Source organism: Nocardioides sp. GY 10113, from assembly GCF_004919105.1.
GTDB lineage: Bacteria > Actinomycetota > Actinomycetes > Propionibacteriales > Nocardioidaceae > Nocardioides.
The window spans coordinates 1-17,216 of the sequence record NZ_STGK01000001.1 but is presented as its reverse complement, the minus strand read 5'-3'; the positions used below and the strand labels follow the sequence as shown (position 1 = coordinate 17,216).

Annotated in this window: 14 protein-coding genes; 9 read left to right on the top strand and 5 right to left on the bottom strand. The window is 72.7% G+C overall.

The features are described 5' to 3' along the window. Positions 1 to 72: 72 nt before the first annotated feature. Positions 73 to 1,365 (bottom strand): MFS transporter, encoded by a 1,293-nt coding sequence (locus E8D34_RS00065; RefSeq protein WP_136592555.1) that lies wholly within the window; start codon positions 1,363 to 1,365, stop codon positions 73 to 75. Between the two features lie 106 nt (positions 1,366 to 1,471). After that, positions 1,472 to 2,410: a 5'/3'-nucleotidase SurE gene (surE, locus tag E8D34_RS00060; RefSeq protein ID WP_136592554.1), complete on the bottom strand. Its 939-nt coding sequence runs from the start codon at positions 2,408 to 2,410 to the stop codon at positions 1,472 to 1,474. A gap of 229 nt (positions 2,411 to 2,639) precedes the next feature. On the opposite strand from surE, the gene E8D34_RS00055 reads away from it, so the two are divergent. Both E8D34_RS00055 and E8D34_RS00050 read left to right on the top strand, forming a co-directional pair. Further along, positions 2,640 to 4,592, top strand: coding sequence for a M3 family metallopeptidase (locus tag E8D34_RS00055; RefSeq protein ID WP_240770992.1), 1,953 nt, complete (start codon positions 2,640 to 2,642; stop codon positions 4,590 to 4,592). Positions 4,593 to 4,779: 187 nt separating this feature from the next. Beyond that, on the top strand, positions 4,780 to 5,538 hold the full coding sequence (locus E8D34_RS00050; protein ID WP_168929271.1) for a PadR family transcriptional regulator: 759 nt from the start codon (positions 4,780 to 4,782) through the stop codon (positions 5,536 to 5,538). Positions 5,539 to 5,623: 85 nt separating this feature from the next. Here the strand turns inward: E8D34_RS00050 and E8D34_RS00045 are convergent, their stop codons facing one another. The 3 genes from E8D34_RS00045 to E8D34_RS20635 form a co-directional block, all read right to left on the bottom strand. Beyond that, positions 5,624 to 6,610 (bottom strand): GNAT family N-acetyltransferase, encoded by a 987-nt coding sequence (locus E8D34_RS00045; RefSeq protein WP_240770991.1) that lies wholly within the window; start codon positions 6,608 to 6,610, stop codon positions 5,624 to 5,626. 126 nt (positions 6,611 to 6,736) lie between these two features. Beyond that, positions 6,737 to 7,303, bottom strand: coding sequence for a YceI family protein (locus E8D34_RS00040; RefSeq protein ID WP_136592552.1), 567 nt, complete (start codon positions 7,301 to 7,303; stop codon positions 6,737 to 6,739). A 260-nt stretch (positions 7,304 to 7,563) separates the two neighbouring features. Continuing rightward, positions 7,564 to 7,701, bottom strand: a complete 138-nt coding sequence (locus tag E8D34_RS20635; RefSeq protein ID WP_168929270.1) for a hypothetical protein — start codon at positions 7,699 to 7,701, stop codon at positions 7,564 to 7,566. Between the two features lie 265 nt (positions 7,702 to 7,966). Here E8D34_RS20635 and E8D34_RS00035 point away from each other — a divergent pair, with 265 nt between their 5' ends. The 7 genes from E8D34_RS00035 (at position 7,967) to E8D34_RS00005 (ending at position 17,137) form a co-directional block, all read left to right on the top strand. After that, complete coding sequence (locus tag E8D34_RS00035) at positions 7,967 to 8,230, top strand: hypothetical protein (RefSeq protein ID WP_136592551.1); 264 nt, start codon at positions 7,967 to 7,969, stop codon at positions 8,228 to 8,230. 17 nt (positions 8,231 to 8,247) lie between these two features. Then, positions 8,248 to 10,086, top strand: coding sequence for a glutamine--fructose-6-phosphate transaminase (isomerizing) (glmS, locus tag E8D34_RS00030; RefSeq protein WP_136592550.1), 1,839 nt, complete (start codon positions 8,248 to 8,250; stop codon positions 10,084 to 10,086). A gap of 58 nt (positions 10,087 to 10,144) precedes the next feature. Then, entirely contained in the window at positions 10,145 to 11,965 is a 1,821-nt protein-coding gene (locus tag E8D34_RS00025; protein WP_168929269.1) for a DEAD/DEAH box helicase, read from the top strand. Between the two features lie 59 nt (positions 11,966 to 12,024). Then, positions 12,025 to 12,732: a transglycosylase SLT domain-containing protein gene (locus E8D34_RS21210; protein WP_240770990.1), complete on the top strand. Its 708-nt coding sequence runs from the start codon at positions 12,025 to 12,027 to the stop codon at positions 12,730 to 12,732. Positions 12,733 to 12,980: 248 nt separating this feature from the next. Further along, a complete protein-coding gene (gene mqo / locus E8D34_RS00015) occupies positions 12,981 to 14,591 on the top strand; it encodes a malate dehydrogenase (quinone) (RefSeq protein ID WP_240770989.1) in 1,611 nt (536 codons plus the stop codon). A gap of 59 nt (positions 14,592 to 14,650) precedes the next feature. After that, positions 14,651 to 15,130, top strand: coding sequence for a MerR family transcriptional regulator (locus E8D34_RS00010; RefSeq protein ID WP_136592549.1), 480 nt, complete (start codon positions 14,651 to 14,653; stop codon positions 15,128 to 15,130). A 27-nt stretch (positions 15,131 to 15,157) separates the two neighbouring features. Continuing rightward, positions 15,158 to 17,137, top strand: coding sequence for a penicillin-binding transpeptidase domain-containing protein (locus E8D34_RS00005; protein WP_240770988.1), 1,980 nt, complete (start codon positions 15,158 to 15,160; stop codon positions 17,135 to 17,137). Positions 17,138 to 17,216: the final 79 nt, after the last annotated feature.

Below are 17,216 nucleotides of genomic sequence, written 5' to 3'. Positions count from 1 at the left end.
CGCTGCGCTCGCACCTCAACCACCGGGGGCGCGCTGCGCTCGCACCTCAACCACCGCGGGCGCCACCGGTGGTCAGGCCGCGGCAGGCACCGATCGCGTCACCCGGTAGCGCACGAACGAGGGCACCGCGATCGCCGCGATCACGGTCCCGACCACCACCAGTACGCCGCCGCCGGCGGCTGCCGCCGCGGTGCCGACCACCGCGGCGCTCGCCCCGTGGGCGACGTCGGCCAGCCGGGGCCCGCCCGCGACGACCACGATGAAGATGCCCTGCAGGCGCCCGCGCACGGCGTCGGAGGCGGCCGACTGCAGCATGCTCATCCGGAACGCCGCGGAGGCCATGTCGGCGGCGCCGCCGATGACGAGCATCAGCACCGCGACGGCGAGCCAGGTGGTCGCCGTGCCGTCCTGGCGGGTCGCCGCCCCCACGGCGAGGCCGAAGCCGACCATGCTCACCCCCCAGGCGAGGATGCACCACACCACGGCCAGCCCCTGGCGGCTGATCCGGGAGACCCAGCCCGACAGCATGCCGCCGACCACCGCACCGGCGGGGATGCCGGCGAAGAGCAGCGCGAAGACGAGGCCGCCGTCCTCGGGGCCGCCGAAGCTCTCGTGCGCGATCTGCGGGAAGAGCGCCCGCGGCATCCCGAACAGCATCGCGATGATGTCGACGACGAACGACATCATCAGCACCGGCTGGGTGCGCAGGTAGGCCAGGCCCTCGGCGACCGAGCGCAGGCCCGGGGCGCCGGCCGGGGCGTCGAGGACCGGGAGCCGGGGCAGCCGGATCACCGCGCTCAGGGTGGCCAGCAGGAAGATCGCGTCGAGCAGGTAGAGCCAGGAGAAGCCGGTGACCGGGATCAGCATGCCGGCGACCAGCGGTCCGGCGATCGCGCCGGCCTGCATGACGGTCATGTTGAGCGAGTTCGCCGAGGGGAGCAGCTCGGCCGGCAGCAGCCGCGGCAGCACCGAGGAGCGGGTCGGCTGGTTGATCGCGAAGAACGCCTGCTGCACGGCGAACAGGGCCAGCAGCAGCCACACGTTCGTCGACCCGGCGGCGGCCTGCAGCCAGAACAGGACGCTGGTGCCGATCAGGCCGGAGGTGGTGACCACCAGCAGGGTGCGGCGGTCGAAGTGGTCCGCGAGCGCGCCGCCCCACAGCCCGAAGACGACCAGCGGGACCAGGCCGAAGACGCCGGTCAGTCCGACGTACGCCGATGAGCCGGTGTCGGCGTAGATCTGCGCCGGGACCGCGACGACCGTCAGCTGGGCGCCGACGACGGTGATGATGTTGGCCAGCCACAGCCGCCGGAAGTGCGGGTTCCGCAGCGGTCGGGTGTCGGCCAGGATCCCGCGGAGACTCACCGGTGGATCCTAGGGACCGCCTGGCGGAGCCCGAAATGCGCGGCGGGACCGGGGTCGGCGCCGACCCCGTGCCCCGCCGCGGCTCGGTGGATGGATCCGGGACGGGTCAGCGAGCAGCCTTGGCGAGCCGCTTCTCCATGCCGTGCAGCAGCTGCAGCACCGCGGGTGCCTTCGCGGCGTCGACCGACCGGTCCGCTTCGAGCACGGTCACGGTGACGTAGCCGTCGGCGAGCTCCTTGGTGTCGGTGCCCTCGGCGTGCTGCACCGGGTTGAGCCCGGGCGCGATGGCGTAGCGGCTCGGGTCGGTCGGGTCCTGGGCGAAGCCGATCCGGGCCAGCGACTCCTGGGAGTTCTCGGCGTAGACGAGGCCGAGCGGCGCCGGCCGCGCCTCGCTGAGGACGGGGTAGTTCACGTTGAGGTACTCCCCGCGCGGCAGCTCCGGCAGACCCGCCGCGATCATCTCGACGAGCAGGTCGGCGGTCTCGCCGTACGCCGCCTCGGCCTCGCGCCCGTAGCTGGTGGCGGTGCTGATCGCGACCGCAGGGACGCCGTACGCGCCGGAGGCGACCGTGGCGGCGGCGACAGTGCCGGAGTAGTTGGTGTCGAAGCCGGTGTTCTGGCCGACGTTGGTGCCCGAGACGACCAGGTCGGGGCGCTCGCCGGCGAAGAGTTGGTCCATCGCGAAGTGGACGGTTCCGGCCGGCGTGGTCGTGACCGACCAGCGGTCCGGGCCGCGCTCGGTCACGGTCACCGCGCCGTAGAACTGGACCTGAGCGCTGACGCCGCTCTGGTTCGCCGCGGGCGCGACCATCGTGACGTGGTGGCCGGCGGCGGTCAGGGCGTCGAAGACGGCGCTGATCCCCGGGGCGTTCCAGCCGTCGTCGTTGGTGAGCAGGATGTCGAGCCCCTCGGTGGGCAGGGTGGCGGGTGCCTCGGACGCTGCTGCGGCCGGCGGTGCGGGCGTCCCGGAGGCGGTGGTGAGGGTCAGCCCGGTCACGGCGAGTGCGGCGCAGGCGGTGGGCAGAAGGAGGCGGCTGGGCTTCATGGGTGGTCCCTTCGGATCGACCTCGTGCAGACCTGACAGGTGTCAGGCGGATGGGCAAACTAGTGATCCCCGTCACATCGACGCCAGTAAAATCCCGGTCGGCGGGATCCGCGCGCCGAGCGGGGGCGCAGAGGCGCCCGTCGGTCCGGCGAGGGCCTCGGTTGCCCCCGGGGAGGGTCTCCGTCGCGGAGAACCCCTCCGTCGCGTGCACGCGGCCTAGGCTGGCGCCGTGACGCGTGCCACTCTCGCCCTCCCCGCCACCGCCGACGCCGACGCCTGGGCGTCCTGGGTCGGCGAGCGCGCCGCCTCCGAGCTCGCGGCCGCCCGCAACCTGGTCCGGCAGGTGCGCGACGCCGACACCGCCGACCCGCGGTCGGTGCTGGTGCTCTGGGACCGCGCCGCGGGGCACCTGGGCAACGCGGCGGCCATGGGCTCCCTGCTCGGCAACGTCCACCCCGACTACTCGGTCCGCGACCTCGCCGACGGGGCGGAGCAGGACGCCCACCGGCTGGCCACGGAGTGGAGCCTGGACCGGGGCCTGTACGAGGTCTTCGCCGCGCTCGACGACGCGGCGCTGGTCGACGACCCGCTGGCCAGCCGTCTGCTGGCGAAGGTGCGCCGGGACTTCCAGCGCTCCGGGGTGGACCGCGACGACGCCACCCGGGCGCGCCTCTCCGAGGTCCAGGAGCGGATCACCGAGCTGGACCAGGAGTTCGGCAAGGCGGTCCGCGACGACGTGCGCACGATCCGGGTGACCCCGGAGCGCCTGGCCGGGCTCCCGCAGGACTGGCTGGAGGCCCACCCGGCCGACGAGGACGGCCTGGTCACCGTGACGACCGACTACCCCGACGCCGTACCGACCCGGATGTTCGCCCGCGACCAGGGTGTCCGCCGCGACATCTCCGTGGCCTTCCTGGAGCGGGGGTGGCCGCACACCGAGCCGCTGCTGACCGAGATGTTCGCGCTGCGCCACGAGCTGGCCACCACCGTGGGCTTCCCCGACTGGCCCTCCTACGACGCCGACGTGAAGATGATCGGCACCGGTGGGGCGATCCCCGCGTTCATCGACAGGATCGCGGCCGCAGCCCAGGGGCCGATGGAGCGCGACCTGGCCGTGCTGCTGGAGCGCTACCGCGCCGACTTCCCGGACGCCGAGGGGATCGAGTCCTACGACGCGATCCACTACCAGGAGCTGGTCCGCGCCGAGCAGTACGACGTCGACTCCCAGCGCGTGCGCACGTACTTCGAGTTCGCCAAGGTCCGCCAGGGCCTGCTGGAGGTGACCGGTCGCCTGTTCGGGCTGGAGTACCGCCCGCTCGACGTGCCGGTGTGGCACGAGGAGGTGACGGCCTACGAGGTGGTCGCCGGGGACCGGGTCCTCGGCCGCATCTTCCTCGACCTGCACCCGCGCGAGGGCAAGTACAAGCACGCCGCCCAGTTCGCGCTCACCGACGGCGTGGCCGGCGAGCAGCTGCCGGAGGGCGTGCTGGTCTGCAACTTCTCCCGCGGCCTGATGGAGCACGACCACGTCACCACGCTCTTCCACGAGTTCGGCCACATGCTGCACCACGTCCTCGGCGGGCACGGCGACTGGTACCGGTTCGCCGGCGTGGCCACCGAGTGGGACTTCGTCGAGGCGCCCAGCCAGATGCTCGAGGAGTGGGCCTGGGACGCCGAGGTGCTGCGCTCCTTCGCCACGGATGCGGCCGGTGAGCCGATCCCGGCCGACCTGGTGGCGCGGATGCGCGCGGCGGACGACTACGGCAAGGGCATCTACGCCCGCACCCAGATGTTCTACGCCGCGATGTCGTACTGGTTCCACCGCGACCCCGCCGACGCGGCCGCCTCCGGAACGCAGCCGCGCGACCTCACCGAGCGGATGGTCGAGCTCCAGGGTCGGTACGCCGCGCTGCCCTACCTCGAGGGCACCCACATGTTCGCCAGCTTCGGCCACCTGGGTGGCTACAGCTCGGCGTACTACACCTACATGTGGTCGTTGGTGATCGCGAAGGACCTGTTCAGCGCGTTCGACGAGGACGACCTCTTCGACGCCGAGGTCGCCGGGCGCTACCGGGACCGGGTGCTGGCCCGGGGCGGAGAGGACGACGCGGCGAACCTGGTCGCCGACTTCCTCGGGCGGCCGTACTCCTTCGACGCGTACGCCGCCTGGCTGGCTCGCTGACGCCCGCGTCGGAGGAGCCGGCTCGATCCCGCGGGAGCCCTTGATCCCGGGTTCCTGTCGGCGTACTCTCGCGATATATCGCGACATGACGACGTAGTGACGCCGACAGATCGGCGCCGTCGTCGCGATATCCGATACCGCATCCAGAGCCCCGGGCGCCGGGGTCGACCGTGAAGGAGGTCCCGAGATGGGACGCCGAGACTTCGGGGGATGTTTCCCCTTCGACATGTCGGGTGAGGGCCACCGCGGAGGTGGCGCCTACGAACGCTACGAGAACACCGAGCCCCGGCGCCGCCAGCGCGGTGGGCCCTGGGGTTCGTGGGGGACCTGGGGTGACGCCACCTGGGGCGGGCACCCCCGGCCGGGCGCACCGGGGGTGCCGGGTCCGCCGCCGTGGCTGGTCGGGCTCTTCGGCGGCGGTCGGCCCGAGGGCGGTCGCGGCCCGCGGGTGCGCCGCGGCGACGTACGCGTCGCGATCCTGGACGTCCTGCGCGCCGCCGGGGAGCGCGAGGAGTCGCCGAACGGCTACCAGGTGATCCAGCAGATCGCCGAGCGCAGCGCGGGTGCCTGGCGCCCCAGCCCGGGGTCGGTCTACCCGACCATCCAGCAGCTGGAGGACGAGGGCCTGGTCGAGCTCGACGAGGGGCGCGGCCGCCGCGCGCTGCGCCTGTCGGAGACGGGCGCCCGCTACTGCGAGGAGAACGCTGAGGAGCTGGCCGCGGTCTGGGCGCCGTTCGAGCGCAGCGGCGAGGAGCCCGGCACCGCCGAGCACGCCGACCTGCGCGCCGAGATCCCGCAGGTGATGAGCGCGGTCTGGCAGATCGCCACCAACGGCTCGCCCGACCAGCGCGACGCCGCGGTGGAGGTGCTCGTCGAGGCCCGCCGGCGGCTCTACGGGATCCTCGCCGACGGTCCTGCCCGGGACGAGGCCGCCGGGGAGGAGTGAGCCGGCGCCGATCGGGTCGTGTGCCTGAGAGCGCCCCCTGGAGGGGTGTGGGGCACACGACCCGGTTCGCGCCGCGGTCCGCGGCTCAGTCGGTCAGCGATACCGCCCGGTTCAGCCAGGTCGCGCTGGGCCGCATGCCGACCTTCTCGTAGAGCGAGAGCGCACCGGTGCGGGAGTCGGTCGACAGCGACGAGGTGACCGCCCCGTGCTGGCGCCCGGCGGCGAACGCCGCCACTAGCAGGGCCTGCGCCAGCCCGCGGTCGCGATGCTCCCGGGCCACCGCGAGACGGTCGATGTAGGTGTCCAGGGCATCGGGCTCGCCGGCGTTCCAGGCGAACGCGACGCCGACGACGACCTCCTCCGCGCCGGTGTCGCTGGTGATCACCTGGAGGTGCCAGGGCTCGAAGCCCGGGCGCAGCCAGACGCCGGCCGCGAAGTCGTCGAAGGTACGGCGGGGGCGGTCGGACCACTCCCCGAACGCGTCCTCGACCACGGTGTGGACCTGCGCGTGGTCCGCCGGCGTCGCGGTCCGCAGCCGGTACCCCGGTGGCAGCGGGCGTTCCGAGATCCGCTCGCCAGCGCCCAGTCGGAGCACCCAGCTGGTCCAACGCACGCGGTAGCCGAGCGCGCTGAGCAGTCGGTCGCCGTCGGAGCCCTCGGGCACCGGCATGCCGAGCTCGACCTGCCCGTCGGCACGGGCGCGGTCGCGCGACCACGCGGCCAGCCAGGTCCCGATCCCGCGCCCCCGGTACGACGGCAGCACCGCCGCGTCGTACCGGCCGTCGCCCATCAGCTCGGCGTAGCCGACGAGCCGCCCGTCGGGGTGCTGGTCGGGGTGCTGGTCGGGGTGCTGGTCGGGGTGGTCGGCGGCCGGGTCGAGGACGGCGACCGAGTGCGCGGAGACGTCGTAGGAGGGCCGCTGCCAGTCGGCGATGATGTCGGCCTCCTCGATCTCCACCGTGCCGACGTCGTGCAGTTCGCAGGCGGCCATCAGGTCGAAGACGGCGGGCGCGTCCGCGGTGCTCAGCGGGCGGGTGGCGAGGCCGGCGGGGAGGGCGGGTGCTGCGGTCACCCGCCGAGTGTGCCGGTGTCGGCGGGAGGAGCGCATCGCATTAACGAGGTGCGCAGACGTCGAAGGGCCGACCTCTCGCGAGGTCGGCCCTTCGGTCAGCCGATGTGGCGGGGTGACCCGCCCGGATCAGGCGTTGCGGATCGCGGAGATGTCGAACTCGAGCTTGACCTTCTCCGAGACGAGCAGGCCGCCGGTCTCCAGGGCGGCGTTCCAGGTCAGGCCCCAGTCCTTGCGGTTGATGGTGGCCTCGCCCTCGAAGCCCACGCGGAGGTTGCCGAACGGGTCCTTGGCGGAGCCGCCCTCCTCGAACTCGATGGTGAGGGACTTGGTGACGCCCTTGATCGTGAAGTCGCCGGTGATGGTCCAGGTCTCGCCGTCGCGGGCGACCGCGGTGGAGACGAAGGTCAGCTCGGGGTAGGTCTCGGCGTCGAAGAAGTCGCCGGAGGTCAGGTGGCCGTCGCGGTCGGCGACGCCGGTGTCGATGCTGGCCGCCTGGATGGTCAGCGAGACCGACGAGGCGGCGGGGTTGGCGGTGTCGATGTGCGCGGTGCCGGCGAACTCCTTGAAGGCGCCGCGGACCTTGGTGACCATCGCGTGCCGAGCGACGAAGCCGAGGCGGCTGTGGCTGGCGTCGATGGTGTAGTCGCCGGAGATGTCGGCGAGCGCGGCGGTGGTGTCGACGGTCTGCGTCATGGTGAACTCCTCGTGGTGGTCGGGTTGTTGAAGTCTCAACTACCCGGAACCCCGGCCACTCCGGGGATATTCCGGCTGGGGCGAAGTTTATTGAAAGTTGTACGACGGGCGCCCGCCGGGCGTCGCTTCGTCACCGGTGGGTGGCCGGTGGGTGGCCGGTGGGTGGTCGGTGGAGGGCGCGGGCGCAACAAGAAGCTGGCGCAACAAGAAGCGGCCGCGACTCCCGAAGGAGTCGCGGCCGCTGTGGCGTCGGTGGAGGGTCAGGCTGCGTGGCCGGCCGGACGCGCGGCGCTCGCCGCGACGCGGATCCAGCGTGCCTCCATGTGCCGACGACCGTCGTTGCCGATCACCGAGACCCAGCGCATCTGGAGCTGGTTGGACTTCTGAGAGTCGTGCATGGGACACCTCCTGTTCACTCGTTGTTCACCAACCTAGCACGTCCCCCACCTGAATCCCTGATTTCCGTGCCGAATGGGCTTCCGTGCCCCACTTCGACACCCCCTGGGGCACCCCGGCGATCCTCTTCCTCCACCTGCCGCGAGCGAGTGCCGGTGGAGGCCTGGGCGGTGCGGCTGGTGACAGGGAAACCAGCATTTCTGCCCGGAATCGGGCAGAAATGAGGGAGGACTTGACCTTTCGGTGGGCGCGGCACACGCTTTCGGAGTGCCGATCGATCCGTACCTGCTCCAGCGCGTGGTGGCGAGCACCGGACTGAGTGAGGCGGAGGCGACTCGGGTGATCGGTGACGTGATCGCCTTCCACCAGGAGCCGATCGCCGAGCTCGTCCGTCGCCGCCACGCCGAGCTGCAGGCGCGTGGCATCCGCAATGCGGAGATCTACCCGCTGCTGCGCGCGGAGCTCGCCGAGCGTGTCGTGGCCGCCCCCGACCTCAGCGACCGGCAGCTGCGCCGGCTCGTCTACGGCTAGAAGACCCAGGAGCGCACATGTGCGGAATCGTCGGCTACATCGGCACCCAACAGGCGGCCCCGCTGCTCGTCGAGGGTCTCTCGCGGCTCGAGCATCGCGGCTACGACTCGGCCGGCGTGGCGGTCAGCGGCTCCACCGGCCTGAGGGTCGCCAAGCGGGCGGGGCGGGTGCGCGACCTCGGGGAGAGCCTGCCCAAGAGGTTCTCGGGCAAGGCCGGCATCGGGCACACCCGGTGGGCCACCCACGGCCCCGCCAACGACGTGAACGCCCACCCCCACGTCGACGGCAAGGGCACGGTGGCCGTCGTCCACAACGGCATCATCGACAACGCGGCCGCGCTCCGCGCCGCGCTGACCGCCGACGGGGTGGAGCTGGCCTCCGACACCGACACCGAGGTCCTCGCGCACCTGGTCGCGAGGTCGGAGCAGGCGACCCTCGAGGACAAGGTCGCCGAGGTCCTCTCCCGGATCGAGGGCACCTACGGCGTCGCCTTCCTCCATGCGGACTTCCCGGACCGGATCGTGGTCGCCCGCAACGGCAGCCCGCTGCTGGTCGGCGTCGGCGAGAAGGAGATGTTCGTCGCCTCCGACCTCGCGGCCGTGGTCCGGTACACGACGACGGTCGCGCACCTCGACGACGGCGAGATGGCCACCGTCACCTCCGGCGGCTTCACCACCTACCGCCTCGACGCCACCGGCCCGGCGGCGATCGAGCGCCGGGCCCAGTCCGTCGACATCGACCCCGACGCCTACGAGGCCGGCGAGCACGCCTCCTTCATGCTCAAGGAGATGCACGAGCAGCCGGTCGCGGCCGAGAGCGCGCTGCGCGGCCGCCTGGACGAGCGGTTCGGCACCTCCCACCTGGGCGGCCTCGGGCTGGACGCCCGCGACCTGCGCGAGATCAAGCGGGTCAAGCTGCTCGGCTGCGGGTCGGCGTACTACGTCGGCCAGATGGGCGCCTCGCTGATCGAGGAGCTCGCCCGCGTGCCCGCGGACGCCGAGGCGGCCTCCGAGTTCCGCTACCGCAATCCGATCATCGAGCCCGACACGCTCTACGTGGCGGTCAGCCAGTCCGGCGAGACGGTGGACACGCTCCTGGCGGTCCAGGAGATCAAGCGCAAGGGCGGGCGCGCGATCGGCGTGGTCAACGTGGTCGGCTCCGCGATCGCCCGCGAGGTGGAGCGCGGCATCTACCTGCACGCCGGCCCGGAGGTCGCCGTCGCCTCCACCAAGGCGCTCACGAACATGTTCCTCGCCTTCGCGCTGCTCGCGCTCCAGCTGGGGCGGGTCCGCGACCTCTCGCTGGCCCAGGGCAAGGAGCTGATCGCCGCGCTGAACGAGTTGCCCGGCCAGATCCAGCAGATCCTCGACACCTCCGACGCCATCGAGCCCATCTCGCGGCGGATCGCCGAGGCGGAGAGCCTCTTCTTCGTCGGCCGCGTCCGCGGCTTCCCGGTCGCCCGCGAAGGGGCGCAGAAGCTGAAGGAGATCAGCTACCGGCACGCCGAGGCCTACCAGACCTCCGAGCTCAAGCACGGCCCGCTCGCGCTGATCTCCCCCGAGGTGCCGACGGTGGCGATCGTCCCCGACGACGAGCTGGTCGAGCGCAACGTCGCCGCCCTGCACGAGATCTCGGCGCGCGGTGGCCCGCTCGTGGTGGTGACCCACCCGGGCGTGGACCTCGGCGACCTGGAGGAGCGCGACTGCGCCCGGATCGAGGTGCCGCGCAGCCTGCGGTCGCTCGACCCGATCCTGCTCACCATCCCGCTGCAGATCCTGGCCTACCAGGCGGCCCAGTCCCTCGGCCTGGACATCGACAAGCCGCGCAACCTGGCCAAGTCGGTCACGGTGGAGTGAGCCAGCGCACCGCGACGACGAATCACGGGGGACTAGACGCCACGACTACCGTGGGAAGGTGACTTCTTCCGACGTACCGGTCGACGGCCCCATCGACGAGACCGACGCCCCGGTGGCGACCGCGGAGGTCGACCCCCCGACCGAGGCCCCCGAGGGCGCAGACGATACCCCGGCCGCCGGCTTCGCCGAGCTCGGCCTCGGGAAGAAGGTGCTCAAGGCGCTGGCCGACGTCGGCTACGAGAGCCCGTCGGCGATCCAGGCCGAGACCATCCCGCACCTGCTGGAGGGCCGCGACGTCCTCGGCCTGGCGCAGACCGGCACCGGCAAGACCGCCGCGTTCGCCCTGCCGATCCTGGACCAGCTGGACCTGAGCCAGAAGACCCCGCAGGCGCTCGTGCTCGCTCCGACCCGCGAGCTCGCGCTGCAGGTCTGCGAGGCGTTCGAGAAGTACGCCGCGCACACCAAGGGGATCCGCCTGCTGCCGGTGTACGGCGGCCAGGGCTACGGCGTCCAGCTCTCGGCGCTGCGCCGCGGCGTGCACGTCGTGGTCGGCACCCCCGGCCGGATCATGGACCACCTGGACAAGGGCACCCTCGACCTCTCCGAGCTGCGCTTCCTGGTGCTCGACGAGGCCGACGAGATGCTCAACATGGGCTTCGCCGAGGACGTCGAGACGATCCTCGCCGACACCCCGGACACCAAGCAGGTCGCGCTCTTCTCCGCGACGATGCCGCGCCAGATCCGGGCGCTCTCGGGGACCTACCTCAAGGACCCGGTCGAGGTCACCATCGAGCGCAAGACCAGGACCGCCGAGAACATCAAGCAGCGGTACCTGATGGTCAGCTACCCGCAGAAGGTCGACGCGATCACCCGGATCCTCGAGGTCGAGACCTGGGAAGCCGCGATCGTCTTCGTCCGCACCAAGAACGAGACCGAGCTGCTCGCCGAGAAGCTCCGCGCCCGCGGCCTGAGCGCCGCCGCGATCAACGGCGACATCCCGCAGCAGGCCCGTGAGCGGACCGTCAACCAGCTCAAGGCCGGCAAGCTCGACGTCCTCGTCGCCACCGACGTCGCGGCCCGCGGTCTCGACGTGGAGCGGATCAGCCACGTCATCAACTACGACATCCCGACCGACACCGAGGCGTACGTGCACCGGATCGGCCGCACCGGCCGCGCCGGTCGCAGCGGCGACGCGATCTCGTTCGTGACCCCGCGGGAGCGGTACCTGCTCAAGCACATCGAGCGGGCCACCCGCTCCACGCTGGAGCAGATGACCCTGCCGACCGTCGAGGCCGTCAACGAGACCCGGCTGAACCGGTTCGACGACAAGATCAACGAGGCCCTGGAGCACCCCAACCTCGGCTTCTTCCGCGACGTGGTCGGCCACTACGTCAAGGAGCACGACGTCCCCGAGGCCGACGTGGCCGCGGCGCTGGCGATCGTGATGCAGGGCGACACCCCGCTGCTGATGGAGCCCGAGCCGGAGCCGGAGCGCCGCCCGCGCCGCGAGTTCGACCGCGACCGGGACCGGGGCGAGCGCGGTGCCCGCCGCTTCGACCGCGACGAGCGTGGGTCGCGCGACCGGGGTGACCGGGGCGACCGCCGGCCGCGCAGCGGCGCACCGATGCAGTCCTACAAGATCCAGGTCGGCAAGCGGCACCGTGTCGAGCCCCGCCAGATCGTCGGCGCGATCGCCAACGAGGGCGGACTGGACCGGCGCGACTTCGGCCGGATCACGATCCGCGGCGACTACTCGATCGTCGAGCTGCCCGCCCGGCTGCCCGACGGGGCCTGGGAGAAGCTCAAGGAGACGCGGATCAGCGGCAAGCTGATCGAGCTGAGCAAGGACTACGGCCCGCCGAAGCGCGACCGCGACTGAGGCCGGCTGGGGGGCCGGTGGCGCAGGGGCGCGAGACGTGGCGCAGGAGCGTCGTACCCGTGGGTGCGGCGTGCCTGCTGCCGTTGGTGGCGCTGTCCGGCTGCTCGGTCGACGTCGCCGCGTACGACCCGGGCTCGACGAGCCCGTCGTCCGGCGCCGCCGCCTCGCCGACGTCGAGCGCCGACGGTTCCTCCGGTGCCAGCGAATCCGGTGCCAGTGACCCCGGTGCCAGTGACCCCGGCGCCAGTGACCCCGACGCCGGCGGGTCCGGCGGTGGGTCGAGCGCGTCGACCGCCACCGACTCCCCCGGCCGGAGCGCCGCCGGACCGGGCACGAGGCGCCGCACCGGCGCCGCCGCGCGGATCCCCGAGGCGGTCATCCTGGAGCAGCTGCGGCGTACGGCCGAGCGGATCGCCCAGCGGCTGCCCACCGCTTCCCCGACCGTGCTCCCCACGGATGTGGACGCCGACACCAACCGCGGGCTCGGGTACCGGCTGATGCTCGACTTCGGCTTCCCGGAGCAGCAGTGGGCCTACCTGGACGCGCTGTGGCGCCGCGAGTCCGGCTGGAACCACCTGGCCGAGAACCCCCGGTCCGGCGCCTACGGGATCCCGCAGTCGCTTCCCGGCACGAAGATGGCGGTCGTCGGGGACGACTGGCGCACCAACCCGGAGACGCAGATCCGGTGGGGCCTTGCCTACATCGCCGCCCGGTACGGCAGCCCGCAGCAGGCCTGGGCGCACTCCGAGCGCGTCGGCTGGTACTGACACCGGGCCGAGGTCGGGCTGAGGGTTCGCTGAGCCTGCGCTGAGCCCCCGCTGAGCGGAAAGTCCGCTGGTCGCGCGTGCCAGAAGACACCTGCGCGGTCAAGGGACTCCCGCTCCGCGGCGCCCGATGTGGCCAAACACACATCGCCGCCGAATGGGGGATCCCCCGTCCGGGCCGATACCAAATCCCTCGGGGAAGTGGTGCGTCCGCGCACCGTCGCCAGTCCGCCGTAGGAGGAAGACCCCTCGTGACCCGACCGAACCAGCACACCGAGAGCACTGCCCGCGACGCCGGGCAGCCCGGCCGCGACCGCTCGGCCATGGAGGCGGCCGGCTTCGACTACGACGCGGTGCTGGTCGGCGGCGGTGTCATGTCGGCGACCCTGGCCACCCTGCTGGCCCACCTCGAGCCGACCTGGCGGATCGCGATCGTCGAGCGGCTCGACGAGCTCGCCGTGGAGTCCTCGGGCCCCTGGAACAACGCGGGCACCGGTCACGCCGCGCTGTGCGAGCTGAACTACACCTCGCGCCGCGACGACGGCAGCATCGACATCACCAAGGCCGTCGGGGTCAACGAGCAGTTCTGGCTCTCCCGCCAGCTGTGGTCCTTCCTCGTCGAGAACGGGAACATCCCCGACGCGGACGCCTTCATCCACCCCACGCCGCACCTGTCGTTCGTCTGGGGCGCCGACAACGTCGAGTACCTCCGCGACCGCCACCGGGCGCTGGCCGACCACCCGCTCTTCGCCGGCATGGAGTACACCGAGGACCCGGCCGTGATCGCCGAGTGGGCGCCGCTGCTGATGGCCGGTCGTCCGGACGACGGCGAGCCCGTGGCGGCCACGCGGTCCCTGCAGGGCACCGACGTCGACTTCGGCGCGCTCACGAAGGCGCTCATCGCCGACCTGACCGACACCGGCGCGGTCGACCTGGTCACCGGCGTCGACGTACGCCGCCTCAAGCGCGTCGAGCGCGACGGCGTCGAGGGCTGGAAGGTGGGCGGCAAGCGCCTCAGCGGTGACGGCGCGGCCCAGCTCGAGACCACCGCCCGCTTCGTCTTCGTGGGCGCCGGCGGCCGCGCGATCACCCTGCTCCAGCGCGCCCGGATCCCCGAGGTCCGCGGCTTCGGCGGCTTCCCGGTCTCCGGCGTCTTCTGGCGCACCCGCAACCCCGAGGTCGTCGCCCGGCACCAGTCGAAGGTCTACGGCAAGGCGGCCGTCGGTGCGCCGCCGATGTCCGTGCCGCACCTGGACAACCGGGTCGTCGAGGGCGACTCCGCGCTGATGTTCGGCCCCTACGCCGGCTTCTCGCCGCGGTTCCTCAAGAACGGCTCGATCTTCGACGTGCTGATGTCGGTCCGGCTGCACAACCTGATCCCGATGCTCTGGGTCGGCCTGACCAACCTCGGCCTGGTGCGCTACCTGATCGCGGAGGTCTTCGCCTCCAAGAAGGCCCAGCTGGTCCAGCTGCGGGACTTCTATCCCGACGCCGACCCGGCGGACTGGGAGAAGATCGTCGCCGGTCAGCGCGTCCAGGTGATCCGCCCCTCGGGCAGCGGCCGGTGGTTCCGCCGCGGGACGCTGCAGTTCGGCACCGAGGTGATCACCGCCGCGGACGGCTCCATGGCCGGCCTGCTCGGCGCCTCCCCCGGCGCCTCGACCGCCGTCGCGGTGATGATGGACGTGCTGCAGCGCTGCTTCCCGGAGAAGACCGAGGAGTGGCGACCGGCCATGGAGAAGATGATCCCCTCCTACGGCAAGCAGCTCTCCCAGGAGCCGGAGCTCGCGGCAGAGATCCTCTCCGCCACCGACCGGACGTTGGGGCTGACCCCGGACCCGCTCGACGCGGTCGGGGCCTGAGCGGCCGCGAGGCGGCGTACCGACTTGAACGTCCGGTCGCCTCGTGAGTTCATGTCCGGATGAGCTCCGACCGGTCGACGACTCCGACGATCCGCTGGACCATCGGTGAGCTCGCCGCGCGCTTCGACCTGCCCACCAACGTGCTGCGGCACTGGGAGGGCCAGGGGCTGCTGAGTCCCGACCGGGACCCGGCCGGGCGGCGCTACTACGTCGAGGACGACGCCTACCGGGTGGCGGTGATCCTCTCCAGCAAGGCCGCCGGGATGAGCCTGGACCAGATCGCCGGCCTCGTCGACGGCTCGTCGGAGGGGCGCCACCGCCTGCTCACCGAGCACCTCGCCGACCTGGACCGTCGCCAGGAGGAGATCGAGCGCTCCCGGCACCTGACCCGGCACGCCCTGGAGTGCAGTTCGCACGACGTCGCCACCTGCCCCGGCTTCCAGTCCTACGTCGCCGACATCGTCTCCGGCGCCACCACCGGCTTCCCGATCCGCGACCACCGACATCACACCCCCGGGGACGGGATTCCCGCCGACTGAGTCGGGGGCGGCTGGTAGGAACGGGGCATGCTCCGTCGACGCCTCCGCGCCGCCCTCGTGGCCCCCGTGCTGCTCGTTCCGCTCCTCTCGGCCTGCAGCGGTGACGACGACGGATCCGCGGGCGGTGCCGACGCCTCGCGTGACGTCGCCGAGGGGCTCGCCTCGGCGTTGGCCGGGGCGGCGGCCTACGAGGCGGACGCGGCCGTCGCGGAGGGCGGATCCGGCAGCGCCACGGACGGTTCGCCGCTGCTCGGCGTCCGCTTCGCGGGCACCGACGCCGGGACGGTGGCGGCCCGCTACGACGAGATCGTCGCCGGCATGGACGGCGTCGTGCCCACCGTCGAGCTGAGCGACCTCGGCGCCAGCACGCCCGACCAGGCCGGGGAGCGACGGACCGCGACGCTGGCCTGGTCCTGGCCGGTCACCGACGACAAGGCGTGGACCTATACGTCGCAGGCGACGCTGGTCGGCTCCGGCGCGGACTGGGCGGTGCAGTGGCAGCGGTCGGTCGTGGAGCCGACGCTGGCAGGCGGGGACGTGCTCGACCTGTCCGCCGTCGCACCCGAACGCGGCGAGATCACCGGCGCCGGTGGGGCCGCGATCGTGACCGAGCGACCCGTGCGGCGCTACGGCATCGACAAGACCAAGGTCGGCGCGCAGCAGGCCGCCGCCTCGGCACGCCGCCTGGCCGCCCTGGTCGGCATCGACGAGGCGCCCTACGTCAAGCAGGTGCGGGCCGCCGGCGACAGTGCCTACGTCGAGGCGATCACCTACCGCCGCGGCGAGGTGCCGGTCGAGGTCGACGCGGGCGCGTCGGGCATCAAGGGCGTGCTCGTGCTCTCCGACAGGATCGCGCTCGCGCCGACCCGGGAGTTCGCCGCGCCCATCCTCGGGCGGGTCGGGCCGGTGACCGCCGAGATGGTGGCGGAGGACCCCGAGACCTACCGGCCCGGCGACGTCGCCGGCGTCTCCGGCCTGCAGGCGCGCTACGACGACCGGCTGCGCGGCACGGCCGGCACCCGGGTCGAGGCCGTCGGCGAGGGCGGCGAGCGCAGCACCCTCTTCCGGGTCGCCCCCGTCGCCGGCCGTGCACTGGCGACGACGCTGGTCCCCCGGTTGCAGACCCGCGCGGAGCAGCTGCTCGCCGACGTCGGCCCGGCCAGCGCGCTGGTCGCGATCCGGCCCAGCGACGGGGCGATCCTGGTCGCCGCCAACGGCCCCGGCACCGGCGGGCAGAACTACGCCACCTACGGCCAGGCGGCGCCCGGCTCCACCTTCAAGATCGTCTCCGGCCTGGCCCTGCTCCGCGACGGGCTCACCCCCGACAGCCCCGTGGACTGCCCGGCGACGGTGACGGTGAACGGCAAGCAGTTCGAGAACTACGACGACTACCCGGCGGGGTACCTGGGGCGCGTCCCGCTGCGCACCGCCGTGGCGCAGTCGTGCAACACCGCCTTCATCGGCCAGCACGACCGGATCGGCCAGGGCGACCTGGCTGCCGCCGCCGGCAGCCTCGGCCTGGGGATCGACCACGACCTCGGCTTCCCCGCGTACTTCGGTCAGGTGCCGCCCGCGACCTCGGAGACCGAGGGCGCCGCCGACCTGATCGGCCAGGGCAAGATCCTGGCCTCCCCGATGGTGATGGCCGCCGTGATCGGCAGCGTCCAGGCCGGGCGCACCGTGGTGCCGACGCTGCTGCCCGACCACGACGCGACCGCCGAGGCCGAGTCGACGCCGCTGACCGCGGGCGAGGCGGACCAGCTGCGCGCCATGCTGCGCGAGGTCGTCACCTCCGGCAGCGGTCGCGGACTGGCCGACCTGCCCGCGCCGCCGGCGATCGCCAAGACCGGCACCGCGGAGTTCAGCGTGGACGGCGAGACCGCGCTGCACGCGTGGATGGTCGCGGCGCACGGCGACCTGGCGGTGGCGGTCTACGTCGACCGCGGCGAGTCCGGCAGCCGCACCGCGGGGCCGATCCTCGAGGCGTTCCTGCGGTCGGCGGGCTGAGCGGCTCGGGGACGGCGGGAGCGACGAAGGAGCGACCGGAGGGCGCGAGCGAGCTTCTCCGCGTGCTGCCGCGGTGAGA